The organism is Weizmannia sp. FSL K6-3076, from assembly GCF_038007245.1.
In the GTDB taxonomy this organism is placed as follows: Bacteria; Bacillota; Bacilli; order Bacillales; family Bacillaceae_C; genus Weizmannia; species Weizmannia faecalis.
Genome location: NZ_JBBOWU010000001.1, coordinates 2,789,277 through 2,807,801, shown reverse-complemented (window position 1 = coordinate 2,807,801; position 18,525 = coordinate 2,789,277). Strand labels below are relative to the sequence as shown.

Below are 18,525 nucleotides of genomic sequence, written 5' to 3'. Positions count from 1 at the left end.
TTTTGATATTTAAAAGCTGTTGCGTCGCTCCCTACATGGGGGCGTGGATTGAAATATGTTGGACAAAATGCACGCTTACCTTTTCCTGTGTCGCTCCCTACATGGGGGCGTGGATTGAAATACATCACGGGACAGACCACCATTGACAATGCCGTGTCGCTCCCTACATGGGGGCGTGGATTGAAATATGGCGGCGACCTTGTGGACGGGGACGAGCAAAAGGTCGCTCCCTACATGGGGGCGTGGATTGAAATACATCACGGGACAGACCACCATTGACAATGCCGGTCGCTCCCTACATGGGGGCGTGGATTGAAATTGTTGCTGTGTTACCTACCGTCAGATCATTAACGTCGCTCCCTACATGGGGGCGTGGATTGAAATTCAGCTTTCGAGCGATATTAATTTGCGAGTAACGTCGCTCCCTACATGGGGGCGTGGATTGAAATATGTTGGACAAAATGCACGCTTACCTTTTCCTGGTCGCTCCCTACATGGGGGCGTGGATTGAAATTCTTACGCAGGACACGCTTACCTTTACGCCTGAGTCGCTCCCTACATGGGGGCGTGGATTGAAATAAGGGGGAATCTGAAATTCACGTCGGTTTGGTAAGTCGCTCCCTACATGGGGGCGTGGATTGAAATGTCTTTCGTATGCCATTATTTACACCACCTTTTTGTCGCTCCCTACATGGGGGCGTGGATTGAAATCTACATGCCGTATTTTTCGAAGCGGGCTACGAGGTCGCTCCCTACATGGGGGCGTGGATTGAAATATACATGTCCCGTTCTTTATCGTAATAAGTGACGTCGCTCCCTACATGGGGGCGTGGATTGAAATAAAACATCAATTGATGGCGATAACGTGAATGTATGTCGCTCCCTACATGGGGGCGTGGATTGAAATGCAACATATCGGTAATGCTCGAACTGATCATACGGTCGCTCCCTACATGGGGGCGTGGATTGAAATCTTGCTACTGTGACAACTTGTTTTCCATACCATTGTCGCTCCCTACATGGGGGCGTGGATTGAAATCGCCTGTTTTCGCTGGCATAAGCGATATAAAGCGGTCGCTCCCTACATGGGGGCGTGGATTGAAATAGCTGACCGGGTTACCGAACCCTAACAGCGCCACGTCGCTCCCTACATGGGGGCGTGGATTGAAATTGCCGTCAGGTCCTCATCTAAGTCGAGTACCGGCGGTCGCTCCCTACATGGGGGCGTGGATTGAAATTTTGCGTAAATCACAAGTGCGCCGTCACGGTCGGGTCGCTCCCTACATGGGGGCGTGGATTGAAATAAATCCGCCAACGCCACTGAATAGGGAAACGTATGTCGCTCCCTACATGGGGGCGTGGATTGAAATGTGGGTACATGGGAAAGGTAGAACAAGTAGAAGCGTCGCTCCCTACATGGGGGCGTGGATTGAAATATTAGGAGTGACTAGAACCGGTGACGACTCGCAGGTCGCTCCCTACATGGGGGCGTGGATTGAAATTACGGCTATATCGAATTGCAAAAAATAGGCAATAAATGTCGCTCCCTACATGGGGGCGTGGATTGAAATCAAGAAGTAACAGCGCTTATAAAAAATAAATAAAGTCGCTCCCTACATGGGGGCGTGGATTGAAATTTTTTAGAAATGAATGGGGAATGGATTTTTGAATCTTGTCGCTCCCTACATGGGGGCGTGGATTGAAATTCTTTTCGGCTTAAGCACCTAAGGATTCGTTCATGTCGCTCCCTACATGGGGGCGTGGATTGAAATCGCCGTACTTACCCGGCCCGTAAGCGCGTCAACCGTCGCTCCCTACATGGGGGCGTGGATTGAAATTCTCATCCGCTCACCTCCCGTTAAAATGGCAAATCGTCGCTCCCTACATGGGGGCGTGGATTGAAATAAAAAAAAATAACGCCGGCCGGAGCCGACGTTTGGTCGCTCCCTACATGGGGGCGTGGATTGAAATAACTCCGTCCATGACCGGCTGAATTCATGATTAGGTCGCTCCCTACATGGGGGCGTGGATTGAAATATTTCGGATTTTTTAGAAATGAATGGGGAATGGATGTCGCTCCCTACATGGGGGCGTGGATTGAAATCGTTAGATCGACGTGTTTATTTTCGAGGTGAACGTCGCTCCCTACATGGGGGCGTGGATTGAAATTGTCTCCCAGTCGTACAGTGGATAAAAATTATAGTCGCTCCCTACATGGGGGCGTGGATTGAAATCCCCGTTTTGGGTCTGTAAAGGGCGTAAACCCAAGTCGCTCCCTACATGGGGGCGTGGATTGAAATGCGGAGATAGAATGATCTTGTATAAGCAGTCAAGGTCGCTCCCTACATGGGGGCGTGGATTGAAATCGTTTGCTGTATTTGCGATCCCTAGGATCATCAAGTCGCTCCCTAATGAATACTTGCTGAGCAAACCAGACAAAGCCTTGTATCTGGTTCGCTCAGCCGCAAATCTGGTTGATGCCGCCTTCTTTGTTCCTTCCATCAACCTTAGACCCGAAAAGTGGCGCTGAACGCGCAGATACCAGTGACAAACCCTTTTTGTAAAGTAACTCTTGTTTTTATAGTTCCTGGAACCGGGACCAGGGCTTTCCTTATTCACCCGCCCCCCGATTATGTATTTCTGTCATCCTCGTCGTCCAGTTCCCTGATCAAATTCCAAGTCTGATAAATCCGGTTTGCCATTTTCTCAGGATCTTTCAGCATCATTTGGTATAAATCCGGCTCATGGCTCAACGTTTCAAGCAGTTTCTTTTCCGGATTACTGACCGCTTCATTTGTCTTCAGGCCGGCATGGTTGGTAAGGCCCAAAAGATAATCAATTGAAACTTTCAACACTTGCGAAATTCGGTATAGCACCTTAATAGAAGGAAAACTGTATCCAGTTTCGTAGTTCGAAATGTTCCGGTCGCTTACCCCGACTTTTTTCGCAAGTTCAGGCTGGCTGTAGCCTTGAGCTGTCCGCACTTTTTTCAATCGGGCTGCGAATATTTCTTTAACGTTTTCCATGTTTTCATTCCCGTGATCGGCCATTGCTACTGCTCCTTAAAAAAAATCAAAAAAGATGGTTGACTTCCAAAATAATTGTGTATAATATAAGTGTATAGAAATTATTTTGTTGATGAGCATCTGTACAAAAAGTTGATAAAGAGCCGGAGACACAAAGAAAATAGATGCTTCAGCAAAAAATACCCCCCTATTTTCTCATGATTCTTACTTACTGTTCCCAAATTCAAAGTAAGAGTAATATGGTCTCCAGGCTCTTTTTTTACAGTCTCCCTTCCAGTTTAGCATGAAAACGATACTGTTTTAACCCCTTTTTAAATTGTAAACGCTTTCATTAAAATGACGGGTCTATTTACCCACCCTTCCATAACACCGTTAACGACGCTAGTCCCATACTGGCACGCAAAAGGTTTGCTGAACGAATTCCATTCTGGCTTTGCCTCAATATATAAAAGAATGCCTCTGTCGGAAATAGGGATGCTACCTTCTCTATACGTTGAATTGGCTTATGCGGGCAAAGATAAGTCCGGACAAGGCGTTCAGTCTCCTTACCAAGTCCACGGTTCGCAACCCCTCAAGCAGGCAGGACAGTTCCATGCCTTTATAAAATCGACATTCCCTGTTTTCCTTTACATGACGTTCATGTCCACCAACCTTATCCCAGGTTTAGAGGAAATCAATTATAAAAAAGCATTGTAGCTTACGTTCAAAATGCCCCAGCCCCAATACAACCTCTGCCCATGCGGTTCCATTGTTCAACGGCATGGGCAGGGTTCTACAGCAATAGGTGCAAATCTCAACTTTTTATGGAAGATAAGTGCGTATTAAGATTAATGGCCAGAAATCCGGCGTTTTCCGGTGTCTCTTTATAAATCGTAATTCCAGTATTGTCTTGTGGGATCATCCGGTAATTTTTATACGGGACTTCAAGGGTTCCGGCGACGAAAAAGCGGATTGCCATGCTGTGGGCAACAACAAGGACAGTTTCTTCCGGATGTTTCTCCACCAGCTCATCGATACAGGCACGGACACGGTTATAGACCTGAATGGCCGTTTCCCCCGTATAACCTGCATGTGTCGCGCCCGGATCTTTTAGCCAGGCCTCCCAATTATCCGCATATTTAACAGAAAAATCTTCCTGGCGTTCTCCTTCCCAGGCACCGAAGTCCGTTTCGACAAGACGCGGATCTTGATGGATTTTCAATTTCCGCCCCTTAACGAGAATTTCTGCCGTATGGACAGCCCGGCTCAATGTGGATGCATAAACAGCATTAAACGGAATGTCCTTAAAAAACCCTGCCGCCAGTTCCGCCTGCCGCACGCCCGTCTGCGACAAACCGATATCGCTTCTCCCGCAATATCTGTTCCGGTCGGCGTTCCATTCTGTCTGGCCATGGCGCACAAAATAAAAAAGTGTCATAATGTACCCCTTTTCACAAAGTATCAACTGGTTTTATTTTAACAAATTGAGGAGTGGAATGCTATTTCCGGTCAATAAGATTCCTTTCATAATCCATGAGAAGAACACTCTCTAGATGTTCATTTAGCTGTGTACATTTAGGTGATAGAGTGTCTTCTCATTTTTTCACTCATTCGCCGCTTCAAGTAAAGTTTTACAAATACCGAATTGCCGGATATGCAACGCGATTGCGTCCGGTCCCTCCCTATAAAAAATTTATTTGCTATATTATATTAAAATATTATATAATAACAAAGGACGCTAAAACATTGAAGAAGGATGAGTTGTTTTTTTATTTTTTAAAAACTTCATATCATCGCTCAATTACATGTTTATGTAAACGGGGGAACCAACAGGTGTTCTATGCACCAGGGGTGAAACCTTTCAATGAAAGGTAGGGAAACTCTTTATTCCCTAATCCGTCAGCTAACCTCGTAAGCGTCTGGAGAGAACTGTGTGTTTTTTGGACACGCCTTTTAAGCAAAAATGCTGCGAAGGAATTTCTCTCTTTCGTGGTTTTTTTAATACACAAATTTGGTTTCCGGGGTAAAGCCGGAAACTGGCAGGACTTGCGATTTGAGTTTTACAAACAATCCGGTATGCAGCTTGCGTACTGTGCTTTTTGAAAAATATTGGCATCTGGGAGGGAAACTTCATGAAAAGAGTGAGCTTAGCCTGGCAGATTTTTATCGGCCTGATACTCGGTATTGCGATTGGCGGCATTTTCCACGGCAATGACACCGTGGCCCATATTCTCCAGCCGTTTGGCGACTTCTTTTTGCGCTTGATTAAAATGATTGTGATTCCGATTGTCGTTTCAAGCTTGATTGTCGGTGTTGCCGGCGCAGGCGATATGAAACAGGTTGGAAAGCTTGGCCTGAAAGCATTGATTTATTTTGAAATTGTCACGACCATCGCGATTGTAGTAGGACTGCTGGCCGGAAACTTGTTTCATCCGGGGACAGGGGTGGATATGGGCTCATTGGCAAAAACATCGATCAGCAGCTATGTGGAAACAACAAAAGAGACGCAACACAATGGCATAGTCGATACGATTTTAAGTATCGTGCCGACGAACTTGTTTGAATCCCTTTCACAAGGGAATATGCTTCCGATCATTTTCTTCTCTGTCATGTTCGGGATTGGGGTGGCAGCCATCGGGGAAAAAGGAAAACCGGTGCTCCGCTTTTTCCAGGGTGTCAGTGAAGCAATGTTTTATGTCACTAATTTGGTCATGAAAGTGGCTCCAATTGGTGTATTCGGCCTGATTGGTGTAACCGTTACACAATTCGGCCTCAAGTCATTGATTCCGCTAAGCAAACTTGTTTTCACGGTTTACGGCACGATTATTTTCTTTGTGGTTGTCGTGCTTGGCCTGATTGCCTGGCTTTTCCGTGTAAATATTTTCAATCTCTTCAAAATCCTGAAAGACGAATTGATCCTTGCTTATTCCACTGCAAGCTCGGAAGCGGTGCTGCCAAGGCTCATGGAGAAAATGGAAAAATTCGGTTGCCCGAAATCGATCACCACACTGGTGATTCCGACGGGGTACTCATTCAACCTGGACGGCTCGACCTTGTACCAGTCGCTGGCGGCGCTGTTTATCGCGCAAATGTACGGGATTCACATGTCCATCGGTGCGCAAATTTCGCTGGTGCTTGTGCTGATGGTTACATCAAAAGGCATCGCCGGTGTTCCAGGAGTTTCATTCGTTGTCCTTTTGGCGACGCTGGGGACGGTCGGGATTCCGCTTGAAGGCTTAGCATTTATTGCTGGCATTGACCGTATTCTGGATATGGCAAGAACAGCCTGCAATGTCGTTGGCAATACGCTTGCAACCATTATTGTGTCAAAATGGGAAGGAAAATATGATAAAGAAAAAGCAGAAGCGTACCTTGCCGAAATCAGCGGCGGCGGGCACGATTCCAAAGATCACAAATATGTAACGGAATCTTAAGATGAGCGATGAAGTTAAAAAAGGTGCACTGCCGGAATAGAGGCAGCGCGCCTTTTTTGTTTGCGAGTAAAGAACGTCGGTAGTTTTTTACATTTCCATCAAATTATGCTAGCTCTGTTGCCTACTGGAGTCATCATGCAAATTGGCGCTCGGACTCGGTGTGAAAACTTCATCCATATAAGTTGAACTCCTTCTTGATGTGTCGCCAGAAGCAATGTTTACCCTGATCGGCTTTGATTTTGGAGCGATACAGATTTTTGTCGGGAAAAATTGTGCCTCTCTTTCCAAGGATTGTTACCGGTTGGACTGAAATAATGAGCGCCCTAGGGCACAAACTATTCACAGCAGCATGTATTGATTTTTTGGAGGGATAAAGATGGACAAAAAAATGCTACTGTGGGTAGCGGTACTGTCCCTCGCTCTTTTTCCCCGGACGGAACATGCGGATGCGGCTTTTTGGTTTCAATCGAAACGGGCCACTGTCGACTTGCGTTTGCTGGAGACATCGGATTTGCACGGCTATATGCTGAATTATGATTATGCCGCTCGCACTGAGGCGGAGACTTATGGCCTTGCTCTTACGGCTTCACTCATTGCAGCGGAGAGGAAGACGGCAAAAAATACGATGCTGTTTGATGATGGGGACTTACTTGAAGGGAACGAAATGGCTGCTTATGTTGCCCGTCGACCGTTAAAAAAGGGGGAAATTCATCCGTTTATCCGCGTGATGAATCATTTAAATTACGACGCAGCGACCGTGGGCAATCATGATTTTCATTACGGACTTGATTTTTTGAAACAGACGATCAATGGAGCAAAGTTTCCGTTTGTAAATGCCAATATATACTATAATTTCGAAAAAAATGATACAGATGACCAAAATTTTTTCAAACCCTATGTGATTCTGGATAAAAAAGTGGAAGACCGGAGCGGGCACCATCATCATCTGAAAATCGGGGTCATCGGATTTGTTACGCCTTCAGTCATTGAATGGGAAAAACCGAGCCTTGGCGGCAAAGTCAAAGCAAAGGACATCCTGCATACGGCTGCCTGGTTTGTCCCGCGAATGAAGGCGGAAGGAGCCGACCTGATCATCGCGCTTGCCCATTGTGGTGTGGATCCGGCTGTGAAACAACCGTTTTATACAGGCGATGCCGTTTATTTATTAAGCGAGGTAAAAGGGATCGATGCCATTCTGTTTGGGCATCAGCATAGGGTGTTCCCAAGCGAATTTTTTGCAGGCGTCCCCGGTGTCGATATCCGGAAAGGGACAATCAATGGCGTGCCTGCAGTAATGCCCGGCAAGTGGGGGAGTCATCTCGGTGTGATCAGTCTCACTTTGGAAAAAAAGGGAGAGAAGTGGGAGATGACGCAGGCACAATCGGAGGCGAAACCGGTATATGCCATCCACAATCAACAGGCAAAATCCATCGTTAGACCGGATCCGGACATTGTTCGGATGACCGCCGAGCTGCAAAAAAACGTGCTGGGGTCCAAGTTTACTTTATATAGTCGAAACTAATTTGCCCATGCCGCCTTTGTTGCGGCATGGGCATTGAAGTGAAGGAAGAGGACGGCGGGGCATATCTTAACGTAGAGGTTTTCTATGTTAAGGAAGAACGTGAAAGTCTGCATCTATCTTAAAGTAGATGCGTTTTAAGTGAAGGAAGGGCATGAAAAATTGCGTCTATCTTCACATAGGGACGCTCTAAATAAACTTTCCGTACATGGTTAAAATTGTTGCACCTCCCTCACACTAGGCCCTGGTTTTCTCATCATATTTTTAGGGAAAACGGAAGGTGCAATCGTGTATAATAGAAATGATGCATCATGATGAGCAGGTTTGTAGGCTTTTGAAATGGCAGCGCGGCAAGCCCGCAACATTTCAAAAAGGGAGGAAAAAAAAGAATGCTAAAAAGATTGGGATGGATCTGGTTCATCGCTATGATTGCGCTTGGGTTCACCATGAACGGCGTGGCAAAAGCGTCCGGCGATAACAGTACAGTGATCGATGAAAAATACGGGAAACCGATCGTTGCGACAGGCGCGGCTCTTTCTGCCTCGCAAAAAGCAGAGGTGGAAAAGGAACTTGGCGTGGACGATGCAAACAATGTCGAAGAGATTACCGTAACCGGCGATGATCTTGTCCATTACATCCCTGATGGCAACCGCAATTCGAACATGTATTCATCCGCAAAAATTACAAGAACGGACTCCGGCGGTATCCAGGTGAATATTGTAACACCGGAAAATATTACAGAAGTAACGGCGGATATGTATAAAAATGCGCTGCTCACTGCCGGAATTAAAAATGCGGAAGTAGAAGTGGCTTCCCCGCTCAAAGTAACCGGACATTCAGCGCTTGTCGGTATTTATAAAGCTTATGACAATTCGGATAAAACCGGGGATAAACTTAATTCAGACCGGACGGAAGTGGCCAGCCAGGAACTGAGTGTCGCGACGGATCTGGCGAAAAAGGAAGGGTTAAGCAATGATCAAGTGACCCAGCTTCTTACGGAAATTAAGCAGGAAATTGCAAACCAGCATCCGGCAACAAAAGAAGATATTGAAAAAATCGTCGATGATAAATTGAAGGATTTAAACATCAATTTGAGCGATTCCGACCGCCAGCTGCTGTATGATTTATTCGACCAGATGCGTAAGCTCAACATCAATTTTGGTTCGGTCAAAAGCGAATTGAGTTCCTTGTCCGACAAACTGAGCGATAAGATCAACAAAGCGGCCGGAGACAAAGATTTTTGGCAAAGCGTAAAAGACTTTTTCCAAAACATCTTTGACGCGATCCGGGGATTATTCCAATAATGGGAAAGAAGGCAGTGCGCCCCTAATTTCCGGCGCTGCTGCCTTCTTTTTGTTGAACATTTTGATCTGTGCTGCTCTGATCCTGAGCAGTCTTTGTAGTGGTGCGATTCTTTTCCGTTTCCTGACCGGAAGCAGGTTCTGTGCCAGTGTTGTCCAATTTTGTATCATCTGTGTTTTCTGATTCCTTATTTTTATTTTGATCCGTAACCTTGCCATCCGTTTTCGCATCGTTATGTTTTTCTGTATCCTGTTTTTCTGTTTTCGCTTTATCCTGCGTGCCATCCTTCGCTTTATCAGCCGTATCAGACTTGTCGTTTTTTTCTTCTTTGTTTTTTTCAGGAGTGCCGCCCTGCAGCAGTTGTGTCAGCTGATCAGCCTGCTTTCGCAATGTTTCCTCATCTGAACCGGAAGTGTCAATATCGGCTGCGCCGGTTTCCATCGATAGGTTAAGACCCGGCAGATCGGCATTGTCAGCAAGCTGTTGATGGGCAACAAGGCGGACGTTTTTCATGCCGATCTGTCTGGCTTTTTCCGGAACGTAAATGCCGCCAAAGTTCACCTTTGTGGCATCGACCCGCATATTTTTCAATTGAATCGGGCCGGGGGCATTCATATGGATCGTCACCGGTCCCTCAGGCGTTTGCAGCACTTTTGTGATTTTCAGGCCGTAAATGGTGACATCCGCATACTGCAGGCGGAGCATGACCTGATTTTGTTTTGTCGCTGTATCGCCTGCTGTAATCCCGGGCGGAAGCATCGCGCCTTCCACGCGGTCTGCTTCAATGATGAAGCCGTCTGTTACGGGGGATTCAGCCACTGAAATGTTTGTAAAAAAGCAAAAATTAAATGCAATAAATGCGGCTGTCAATAGGAAAGATTTTGTTTTCTTCACTTGCCTCACCATTTCTGTGTATAGTCTTTATCTTTCTTCTGCACTCCCTGCGGCAATTTCTTCCATCGGGCCCACACCAGCCGGCACTTCCTCCTGCCTGATTACCCGCCATGAAACAGATAAAGACCCGCCGATTATACCGAGCAGGGTTCCAATGAAAAATCCGCCCATCGCCCCCATGATGGAAAGGACAGACAGAAAAATGGCCAAAATGCCGAACACCATATTAAATTTTGGGAAAAAATAACCCATTCCGCCGATCAGAAAAATCAAGCCACCGAAAATGAGGCCGATCGACACCATGCTTCCGGGCGCGGCTGCAATTTCAAGAAGTTGGACCGGCACATATAAAATGATCATCCCGGAGAGCAACGTAAACGTTGCCCCCCAGAATGGCCGGCTTCTTCTCCAGTTTCTAAATTTCATGCGGAACATATGGAACTTGCCCATTATGATCACTCCTTGAAGAAAAGCCTATTTTTTGACAAACTGCACTTTTAGGTTCGGAAGATTTGCGACTTTTTGGAATAGGTAATGTGTATCCAGGCTGCCGTTTTTGATCGTTAAAGTATCTGCCCCTTGTGTAAAAGCCTTTGAAGCAGCTTGAGGGTCATCGGCAGTGACATAATTTTCCGAAATATTCATATTGGTGAAGACTGCATCCCCCTGGACAAGCGCAGCTTTTTGAATCAGCCCATTAAGGTGTACAGGTGTGTTTCCGTCGCCCGCCGTAATTTTCACCTGGTAATCGCCAAGAACCGGAATCTTAACATCTTTTGAAATAACCAAGTCCTGGATCGTCACTTTATCAATTTCATTGACAAAGACCGGTTTGACATGGTCCTCCCCTTTGGATGGATCCCCGTATAAACTCCCGTATAATTTAAACCCGGTACCTTGCATTTGTTTGAATGAAACATTGAATTTGCCAATGCCGCCGACAGTTGCTGCAACGGCAACCCCGTTAATGCCGAGTACAGCTAAAAGTCCCCCCAAAAAAATAAGGCCTGAAAGCAGAGCGGTAAAAAACCATTTTTTTGAAGTTCTCCCTTGCCCTTGTAAGACTAATGCCCCTTCGTTCATGTAACAATCCTCCCCTTTAAAACTTGATTATTTAAAAAAGATGGTACGCTAAAATATTTAGGTGAAAAATCCCCTCCTTCCCAAATGATATCGCTTACATTTTCTTTATTTTATTCATTTTGGACAAAAAAATATATTCCTATTATTGTAGGGAATTCAATGGCTTATGGCCTACAAATATCGTGTCGGAAAGCCGGTATGTTTTTTTGCGCGCCAACCAGGCATGATTATGATAATATTATAGGAAAAAAGACCGGTAAGGTGTTAGACAAAGGAGGGAGAAAGGTGTCGCTGTCGTTAAATGCGCATATGGACATGGTCATGAAACATGGAGTGGACCTTTTGCGCTCGCACCAGCAGCAAATTATTGCGGAATGTACGGGAATTTTGCAGTATTTGGGAGAAACACATAAAGGCAGTGCGGATGCTTTTGAATTCGCTTTCAATTGTTTTGTCGCCTTTTTCCGTTCCGGCCAGCAATCGGTTGAGACGCTGATTGACGATATCCGGTCGCAATGGGTGAAGGAATTCCACCGCCCGCCGGAACCGCATGTTCTCATCTTTATTTTAACACTGATTGAAAACTCTGTTCATAAAGCCATAAAGGAAAGCACGACCCGGTCTTTTCATTTACATCCTTCCGTCCAGTACCTTTTTTCGAAAATCTGCGAAGAAATGCTGCTCATTTCCAAACAGGAAACTTTTCAAATGGATTCATTTTGTGAGCAGCTAACCAAATCCGAGCAGCTCAGAATCGAGTGGATTGCAAGGGTCAGCCATGTGGATGGGGGGTACCGGCTGAAGAAAGTGATCGGGATGGAGGAGAACGCGATTGACAGCGGGCTGTTTGAACGGACGGATCCTTCATGGTTTTGGCTGTCGGAAGCGCTGCTGAAGCGGACGCCGCGCCGGAAACCGGATGAAAGGCGGGATGTGTTTCCGGTTCCGTGGAAAAACGAGACGTTGATTTTTTGTATGAGCGACCAGGATGTTTCGGCCACAATCCCGTTTTTAACCTATGCGATGCATTTGTTGCAGATGGAGGAGGAACGAAACGGAAAAGTATATGCGGGCGACCAGTGGAAAGATGCAGTCATTTTATTTAACGAATGGATTATGCGCTCCCAGGATTTAAATGAAGCGATCCAAAACATCGCTTTTGGTTACGCACAATATTTGCCGTTTGAGCGCTGTGCCCTGTTCCGTTATTCGCAGAGCGATGCCGCGGGATTCGGCCTGTTCGGCTACCATTTTAACAATACGGCAATCCGGAATATAAAGGAGACGATCGACCGTTTTCCTTCCATTTCCAAAATATTGCTGGGGAAAGGGCAGCAGGTAAATATGGTACAGCATTTCCAGCCGCTGTATATCCCAAAAGCGTCAGAAGAGTTTCCGATGCAGTATGTGAAGGAGTTTGAGCTGGAATCGGTCGTGGTTGCCCCGATTTATGTGCCGTCAGAAGGGGTGTTAATTGGCGGTGCCATTTTGGACCAGGGGCCGGGGAAGTTTTTTGAAGTGGACAGTAGCACATTTACGGCGCTGTTGAAATTCGGTCAGAGCGCAGGTGAACTGCTGGCCAAGTTTTTAAAAGCGAACCAGTGGGACGAAAAGCAGCCGGAACTCGTCCAGCTGTCCGCCCGGGAAATCCATATTTTGCAGCTCTTGGCGGACGGGGCCTCGACGACGGAAGCAGCGGAAATGCTGCATTTGAGCGAGTATACGGTCCGGGATTATGTCTCAAGCCTGATGAAGCGGCTTCACGCTAGAAACCGGACGGAAGCCGCTGTAAAAGCAATGCGGCTTGGGCTGATTCATTGAACTCGCCATTTTCCTCCGTTATGCACTTTTTTTAAAAGGCGAAGTCATGAGGGCTTGCTGAACGAATCCGATTTTGAGTTTGTACCCAATTTGTCAGCAAGCCCTGTCTCAAAGTATAGAAGAATCCATTTGCGAAAATGTGTAATTTTGTCTTCTTAATACGTTGAGTCGGTTTTCGAGTGCTAGCTTTTCCCTGGAGTTGTTGTAAAAATTTTTGCCAAAGCGGTCAGCATCCATGCCAAATTTGGGGATTTTGCTTATACAGCAAATCCTACGTAGGTAAAAAATTGTGTGTAAAATGATCGAAGTCCGGGTAAAATACTTTTACATCCTAGAGTCTGCTGCAAAGTTCAAAGCCCCCGAATTTACGGGGGCTGTAAATTTGACAAAATAAAAGTCTCCCAAAAAAATGGGAGATCTAGACAAAATAAATCAATTTTCTTATAATTTGTTATGCAGGCGTAAAAAGGTTTTCGATTAAGTGTTTAAGTTTAACAACAAAAAATACCCCCCTATTTTCGTTAAATCTTTTTTAGAAGAACGCCTGCAAGAGCAGGTTTCGGCCTGCTCTTTTTTCTACACAATACAGCTGGCTCCCTTCAGACAATTTCTCTTCGAAATGTTTATCACGGCGCTGAATCTGGATCATGCTTAGCTAAGTTCGACTAGAATTTTAGTGAAAATGGGCTGATTCTCTGACAAATTAAGAAGGAAACGGAAATAATGGGATTTTTTAAAGATTTTTTCGCCGAAAGAATTCTCCCGCACCCGCAAATGTTAAGGCACTCACTTTTGCAGAAACAAAATAATTTTGCACGGATTTTGCACAGAAGAAATGCAAAACGCCCGCAAACCCTTGCTATTAAAGGTCTGCGGGCGTTGCTGTTAAGCGGCCCCGAGAGGACTCGAACCTCTGACGCACGGTTTAGGAAACCGACGCTCTATCCACTGAGCTACGGAGCCGTAAATTGCTAATATCCGTTCGATGTCACCTTAAATATTATAGTGAATCTGTCGTTTTGTGTCAATACCCCTGTAGACCGCTCTCTAGATGTTTGTCTCAAAGTGTACATTTAGATGATAGAGTGCCTTCCCATTTTTTTCACTCGCCTGATCCTTCGAGTAAAATATTTTACACATACGCTTTTCCGAAAAAACATGGTTCTTCCCGCTTCAACTGCCAAAACACTTAAAGAAACAATTCTATTTCCCAATATCCAAATTCTTCCTTAAAACGCTTACGGACCAAAACAGGCGGACAACCTGTCACAAATGGCACATGCTTTACATACGATAGGATAGAGATTTGGTTCTCTGCGTGAGATAAAGGTTTTTCTACCGAAGTATTGACCCGTATTTGCAATCTGCCCCTGTCGCCTCAACTTGCCGGATGTCCGGTAAAATTTTGCCGGCCGCTTGCCATTCCGGCTGCCGGCAAAACGGATGGTTTCCATTTGTACAAAAAACAGGACAGGAAAGTAACCATTTAACTTTAAAAAAGATATGTGGAAATTGAGCATGATTGGAAAGGGGTGAAGTATTTGTTTAAACTGTTTCTTGATCCGGGACATGGTGGAAAAGACCCGGGCGCTGAGGGAAACGGGCTAGAGGAAAAAGACATCACTTTGGAGATTGCCAAACAGATTCAGGACATTTTAACAAACCATTACCAAAATGTTTCGGTAAAAATGTCGCGGACGACGGACAAATTTGTTTCTTTGGAAGAGCGGACGGATGCCGCCAACAGCTGGGGCGCCACTTTTTTTCTTTCCATTCATATCAATTCAGGAAATGGAACGGGTTTTGAGAGCTATATTTATCCAGAATCAGGCTCTGCTACGGCAACCTACCAGAAAACCATCCACCAGGAAGTGGTGAAGCTGAATGATTTAAAAGACAGGGGCAGAAAAACGGCCGATTTTCATGTGCTCAGGGAATCGATCATGCCTGCGCTCCTTACCGAAAACGGCTTTATTGACACAGCAAGTGATGCGAAAAAAATGAAGAAAAACAGCTGGATTGAAGAAGTGGCACAGGGGCATGTCAATGGGCTGGCAAAAGCTTTCGAGCTCAAAAAGAAAAGCGGTGCAACGTATCATAAAGTCGTTAAGGGGGATACCGTTTACGCTTTAAGCAAAGAATACGGTTCGACCATCAAAGAAATAAAGAAATGGAATAATCTGGATGATGATTATACCATCCGTGTGGGGGAAAGATTACGGGTAAAGTAGCCGTACAAGCGGCCTTTACCCGTTTTTTGTCTGAAACACCTTCCTCCTGTTTCCCTAATCTCCCCGTCTTTCAGCAGCTTATATACCCTATTATATAAAATGAACGAAACGTGGGTTACACCGTTTCCGCTGCAAACCGTCATCATCAGCAAACCAAACTGATCCTTGGTCTTCATGTAAAAACTTACGCTCATTTTATTAGCCTAACGCCATTTTAAAATTCCCTTAAATTTCTGCTCACAAAAAAACCGGCACACAGGCCGGCTTAAAAAGGGGATAAAACAGTGGGTATTTGTCCAGCATGCTTACTGCTCTGCTGTCCTCGCTACATGATTAATTGTAAACCGGTTACCCTAAAAAACAATGAAAGCAACATCATCATTTCATGAAGTTTCGATTAAAAAATGAAGAAAACCCCGTCAAGGTCTCCGCCATGGATTTGGCGCCCGGGATTAATTTTCGTAGCCGTTTACGATCAGATCAAGTTTCCCGGTTTCCGGGTCAATGACAAGCCCATGGACCGGCACTTTTTTATCCATCAGCGGGTGGTTTTTAATGATGCCGACACTCTTTTTCACGCTGCTTTCGACCTTGTCGAAACCGCTCAGCCATTCGTCAAGGTCGATTCCCGCATGAACGAGTGTTTCAATCGCATTTTCGTCAACCCCGCGTTTTTTCATATTCTCAAGCACGGTTTCGCCTTTTAACCCGGTCATGCCGCAGTCATAATGGCCGATCACAAACACTTCATCCGCCTTCAGCTGATAGATGGCAACAAGCAGGCTCCGCATCGTGCTGTCGAACGGGCTCGTTAAAATGGCGCCTGCATTTTTTACGATTTTTGCGTCCCCGTTTTTAATATTCATTGCTTTATGTAACAATTCAATGATCCTTGTGTCCATGCATGTGAAAATCACCATCCGCTTGTCGGGGAATTTGGAAGTCAGGTAAGGCTCGTAAGCTTTTTTCTCCACAAATTCCTGGTTAAATGCAAGTACTTCATCTAACAATGTCATCACATCTCACTCCTTTAAGCATATTTTAAAATACAATGGCCGGAAATAAAAGTATACACGTTAAAAATGGGAGTAAATCCTTCACCTTATGGTTTGCGAAAAAACCAGGGGCGTGTTACATTTAATTCAGAGTTATTTTATGGGAAATGGGGGATTTGATTGGGAAGGGAGTTTGACGCGCTGTTTGATGAATGGTCCCGCTCCTATGATCAAACCGTTACCGGTAATGATGCCGAATACGAAGAAGTATTCTATCAATACGATAAAATTTTGGATGCCGTCAGAGACCGGGCAACCGGTTTTGTTGTTGAATTCGGCCCGGGAACAGGCAATTTGACGGGCAAGCTTTTGGAGAAAGGGCTAAAGATAATCGGGATAGAACCTTCTGCTAATATGAGAAAAATCGCTCAAAAAAAGCATCCGGATGTTAAAATAATAGACGGGGATTTTTTGAATTTTCATGTGCAGGAAAAGGCGGATACATTTGCCAGCACGTATGCGTTCCACCATTTAACAGACGAAGAAAAAAGGGCTGCCATATCCCTTTTCCACACCCGGTTAAAGGCGGGCGGCAAAATCGTGTTCGCCGATACGGTTTTTGAGACGGAAGAAGCAAAACAGGAGATGATCAGGGAAGCCAAAGCGAGAGGATTCTGCCGGCTTGCGGAAGATCTTGAAACGGAATATTACACCACCATTCCCGTTTTATCTTCCATCTTTGAGGAAAATGGTTTTGATGTCTCTTTCCGGAAGATGAACCGGTTTGTGTGGCTAATGGATGCAAAAATGAAAGGAGCATGATCATCATGACAGAGATGAAAAAAATGAACGTAGAAAGCTTTAATTTGGACCATACAAAAGTCAAAGCGCCATATGTCCGCCTTGCAGGAATAAAAGAAGGGATTCACGGCGATGTCATCCGCAAATACGATATCCGTTTCTGCCAGCCGAACAAGGAACATATGGATATGCCGGGGCTCCACTCGCTCGAGCATATGATGGCGGAATTCGCCCGCAATTACACGGATAAAATTGTCGACATCAGCCCAATGGGTTGCCAGACCGGTTTTTATTTTTCCGTTATCAATTTGGATGATGATGGCGAGGTGCTTGACATCATTGAAAAAACGTTAAACGATGTATTGCATGCCACAGAAGTACCGGCCTGCAATGAAACACAGTGCGGCTGGGCGGCAAGCCATTCTTTGGAAGGCGCAAAGGAAATTGCCCGGAAAATGCTGGCAAAACGCGATGAGTGGACGCAAGTATTTGCCTGATAACAGGAGACGAGTGAAATGAAGTATGCGAAAAGCGTACACGAACTGATTGGCAACACGCCATTGGTTGAATTAACCGCATTTGATTTGCCAAAAGGCGTCCGGCTGTTTGCAAAGCTGGAATACTTTAACCCAGGCGGCAGCATAAAAGACCGACTCGGCGCTTATCTAGTAGAGCGCGCGTTTCGGGAAGGTAAGCTGAAGCGCGGTGGGACGATCATAGAACCGACGGCCGGCAACACGGGCATCGGGCTTGCGCTTGCTGCGATTCGTTACGGCGTGCATGCTGTTTTTGTTGTGCCGGAAAAATTCAGCGTGGAGAAACAGACGCTGATGCGGGCGCTCGGGGCTGAAGTCGTGAACACGCCGACCGAACTTGGTATGGAAGGCGCAATTGCGAAAGCAAAAAAACTAGTCGCTGAAACACCAAATGCGTATTTCCCGGGACAGTTTGAAAATCCGTCCAACCCGGAAACGTATTATAAGACGCTTGGGCCTGAAATTTGGGAAGCACTTGATGGCCATATCGATGTTTTTGTCGCAGGTGCCGGTTCCGGGGGCACGTTTATGGGGACTGCCCGCTATTTAAAAGAGAAAAATCCGGGCTTGAAGGCAGCCATCGTGGAACCAGAAGGCTCGATTTTAAACGGGGGCGAGCCGCGCAGCCACCGTACGGAAGGGATCGGCATGGAATTTTTACCGCCATTTATGGACCGTACATTTTTTGATGCCATCCATACGATTCCCGACGATACAGCTTTTAAACGGCTTGCGGAAGCAGCCCGGCTTGAAGGCCTTTTGATCGGCAGTTCCTCAGGTGCTGCTTTGGAGGCGAGCCTGCGCGAAGCAAAGCAGGCAAAACCGGGCACGCATATTGTCACCATTTTTCCGGACAGCAGCGAACGGTATCTCAGCCGCAGCATTTATTCTTGATGAGAAGGAG

Annotated in this window: 14 protein-coding genes, 1 tRNA gene, 1 CRISPR repeat array and 1 riboswitch (1 of these 17 cut by a window edge); of the genes, 8 read left to right on the top strand and 7 right to left on the bottom strand. The window is 45.8% G+C overall.

What is annotated here, in order from left to right; all coding sequences use genetic code 11:
* A CRISPR array of direct repeats spans nucleotides 1–2,366; the repeat unit is 32 nt; unit sequence GTCGCTCCCTACATGGGGGCGTGGATTGAAAT (it extends 6,987 nt beyond the left edge of the window).
* A 264-nt stretch (nucleotides 2,367–2,630) separates the two neighbouring features.
* Nucleotides 2,631–3,050: a helix-turn-helix domain-containing protein gene (locus tag NSS95_RS13430; RefSeq protein WP_035183676.1), complete on the bottom strand. Its 420-nt coding sequence runs from the start codon at nucleotides 3,048–3,050 to the stop codon at nucleotides 2,631–2,633.
* A 769-nt stretch (nucleotides 3,051–3,819) separates the two neighbouring features.
* Nucleotides 3,820–4,443 carry a histidine phosphatase family protein gene (locus NSS95_RS13425; protein WP_340713967.1) on the bottom strand — a complete coding sequence of 208 codons (624 nt, stop codon included), beginning with the start codon at nucleotides 4,441–4,443 and terminating at the stop codon, nucleotides 3,820–3,822.
* Between the two features lie 346 nt (nucleotides 4,444–4,789).
* Nucleotides 4,790–4,937: riboswitch (cyclic di-AMP (ydaO/yuaA leader) on the top strand.
* A 200-nt stretch (nucleotides 4,938–5,137) separates the two neighbouring features.
* On the opposite strand from NSS95_RS13425, the gene NSS95_RS13420 reads away from it, so the two are divergent.
* From NSS95_RS13420 to NSS95_RS13410, 3 genes are all read left to right on the top strand, one after another.
* Nucleotides 5,138–6,439, top strand: coding sequence for a cation:dicarboxylate symporter family transporter (locus tag NSS95_RS13420; RefSeq protein WP_026684953.1), 1,302 nt, complete (start codon nucleotides 5,138–5,140; stop codon nucleotides 6,437–6,439).
* Nucleotides 6,440–6,815: 376 nt separating this feature from the next.
* Nucleotides 6,816–7,961 (top strand): metallophosphoesterase, encoded by a 1,146-nt coding sequence (locus tag NSS95_RS13415; RefSeq protein WP_340713966.1) that lies wholly within the window; start codon nucleotides 6,816–6,818, stop codon nucleotides 7,959–7,961.
* 386 nt (nucleotides 7,962–8,347) lie between these two features.
* Nucleotides 8,348–9,262 carry a DUF1002 domain-containing protein gene (locus tag NSS95_RS13410; RefSeq protein WP_179234661.1) on the top strand — a complete coding sequence of 305 codons (915 nt, stop codon included), beginning with the start codon at nucleotides 8,348–8,350 and terminating at the stop codon, nucleotides 9,260–9,262.
* 22 nt (nucleotides 9,263–9,284) lie between these two features.
* On the opposite strand, the gene NSS95_RS13405 is transcribed toward NSS95_RS13410, so the two are convergent.
* The 3 genes from NSS95_RS13405 to NSS95_RS13395 are packed head-to-tail and all read right to left on the bottom strand — an operon-like array spanning nucleotide 9,285 to nucleotide 11,237.
* Complete coding sequence (locus tag NSS95_RS13405; RefSeq protein WP_230090480.1) at nucleotides 9,285–10,154, bottom strand: hypothetical protein; 870 nt, start codon at nucleotides 10,152–10,154, stop codon at nucleotides 9,285–9,287.
* A 27-nt stretch (nucleotides 10,155–10,181) separates the two neighbouring features.
* Nucleotides 10,182–10,604 carry a DUF6114 domain-containing protein gene (locus tag NSS95_RS13400; protein WP_017551460.1) on the bottom strand — a complete coding sequence of 141 codons (423 nt, stop codon included), beginning with the start codon at nucleotides 10,602–10,604 and terminating at the stop codon, nucleotides 10,182–10,184.
* Nucleotides 10,605–10,628: 24 nt separating this feature from the next.
* Nucleotides 10,629–11,237: a DUF6230 family protein gene (locus NSS95_RS13395; RefSeq protein ID WP_014097216.1), complete on the bottom strand. Its 609-nt coding sequence runs from the start codon at nucleotides 11,235–11,237 to the stop codon at nucleotides 10,629–10,631.
* A gap of 285 nt (nucleotides 11,238–11,522) precedes the next feature.
* On the opposite strand from NSS95_RS13395, the gene NSS95_RS13390 reads away from it, so the two are divergent.
* Nucleotides 11,523–13,058, top strand: coding sequence for a response regulator transcription factor (locus tag NSS95_RS13390; RefSeq protein ID WP_110134170.1), 1,536 nt, complete (start codon nucleotides 11,523–11,525; stop codon nucleotides 13,056–13,058).
* A gap of 890 nt (nucleotides 13,059–13,948) precedes the next feature.
* Here the strand turns inward: NSS95_RS13390 and NSS95_RS13385 are convergent.
* Nucleotides 13,949–14,021 (bottom strand) — tRNA-Arg (locus tag NSS95_RS13385).
* A 578-nt stretch (nucleotides 14,022–14,599) separates the two neighbouring features.
* On the opposite strand from NSS95_RS13385, the gene NSS95_RS13380 reads away from it, so the two are divergent.
* On the top strand, nucleotides 14,600–15,289 hold the full coding sequence (locus tag NSS95_RS13380) for an N-acetylmuramoyl-L-alanine amidase family protein (RefSeq protein WP_014097218.1): 690 nt from the start codon (nucleotides 14,600–14,602) through the stop codon (nucleotides 15,287–15,289).
* A 452-nt stretch (nucleotides 15,290–15,741) separates the two neighbouring features.
* Here NSS95_RS13380 and NSS95_RS13375 read toward each other — a convergent pair whose 3' ends face one another.
* Nucleotides 15,742–16,305, bottom strand: a complete 564-nt coding sequence (locus NSS95_RS13375; protein ID WP_061087110.1) for a beta-class carbonic anhydrase — start codon at nucleotides 16,303–16,305, stop codon at nucleotides 15,742–15,744.
* A 159-nt stretch (nucleotides 16,306–16,464) separates the two neighbouring features.
* Here NSS95_RS13375 and NSS95_RS13370 point away from each other — a divergent pair, with 159 nt between their 5' ends.
* From NSS95_RS13370 to NSS95_RS13360, 3 genes are read left to right on the top strand one after another with little or no spacing between them, the layout of a single operon-like run.
* On the top strand, nucleotides 16,465–17,106 hold the full coding sequence (locus NSS95_RS13370) for a class I SAM-dependent DNA methyltransferase (RefSeq protein ID WP_340713965.1): 642 nt from the start codon (nucleotides 16,465–16,467) through the stop codon (nucleotides 17,104–17,106).
* Nucleotides 17,107–17,111: 5 nt separating this feature from the next.
* Nucleotides 17,112–17,582 carry an S-ribosylhomocysteine lyase gene (locus NSS95_RS13365; RefSeq protein ID WP_046721879.1) on the top strand — a complete coding sequence of 157 codons (471 nt, stop codon included), beginning with the start codon at nucleotides 17,112–17,114 and terminating at the stop codon, nucleotides 17,580–17,582.
* A gap of 18 nt (nucleotides 17,583–17,600) precedes the next feature.
* The gene (locus NSS95_RS13360; protein WP_035183701.1) at nucleotides 17,601–18,515 is read left to right on the top strand and encodes a PLP-dependent cysteine synthase family protein; all 915 of its coding nucleotides are present in this window, start codon (nucleotides 17,601–17,603) and stop codon (nucleotides 18,513–18,515) included.
* The last annotated feature ends 10 nt before the right edge of the window (nucleotides 18,516–18,525 follow it).

Bases quoted from the DNA above. Each gene is read 5' to 3' on its own strand.
- NSS95_RS13430 (WP_035183676.1), bottom strand. From the start codon at position 3,050: ATGGCCGATCACGGGAATGAAAACATGGAAAACGTTAAAGAAATATTC.
- NSS95_RS13425 (WP_340713967.1), bottom strand. From the start codon at position 4,443: ATGACACTTTTTTATTTTGTGCGCCATGGCCAGACAGAATGGAACGCC.
- NSS95_RS13420 (WP_026684953.1), top strand. From the start codon at position 5,138: ATGAAAAGAGTGAGCTTAGCCTGGCAGATTTTTATCGGCCTGATACTC.
- NSS95_RS13415 (WP_340713966.1), top strand. From the start codon at position 6,816: ATGGACAAAAAAATGCTACTGTGGGTAGCGGTACTGTCCCTCGCTCTT.
- NSS95_RS13410 (WP_179234661.1), top strand. From the start codon at position 8,348: ATGCTAAAAAGATTGGGATGGATCTGGTTCATCGCTATGATTGCGCTT.
- NSS95_RS13400 (WP_017551460.1), bottom strand. From the start codon at position 10,604: ATGGGCAAGTTCCATATGTTCCGCATGAAATTTAGAAACTGGAGAAGA.
- NSS95_RS13395 (WP_014097216.1), bottom strand. From the start codon at position 11,237: ATGAACGAAGGGGCATTAGTCTTACAAGGGCAAGGGAGAACTTCAAAA.
- NSS95_RS13375 (WP_061087110.1), bottom strand. From the start codon at position 16,305: ATGACATTGTTAGATGAAGTACTTGCATTTAACCAGGAATTTGTGGAG.
- NSS95_RS13365 (WP_046721879.1), top strand. From the start codon at position 17,112: ATGACAGAGATGAAAAAAATGAACGTAGAAAGCTTTAATTTGGACCAT.
- NSS95_RS13360 (WP_035183701.1), top strand. From the start codon at position 17,601: ATGAAGTATGCGAAAAGCGTACACGAACTGATTGGCAACACGCCATTG.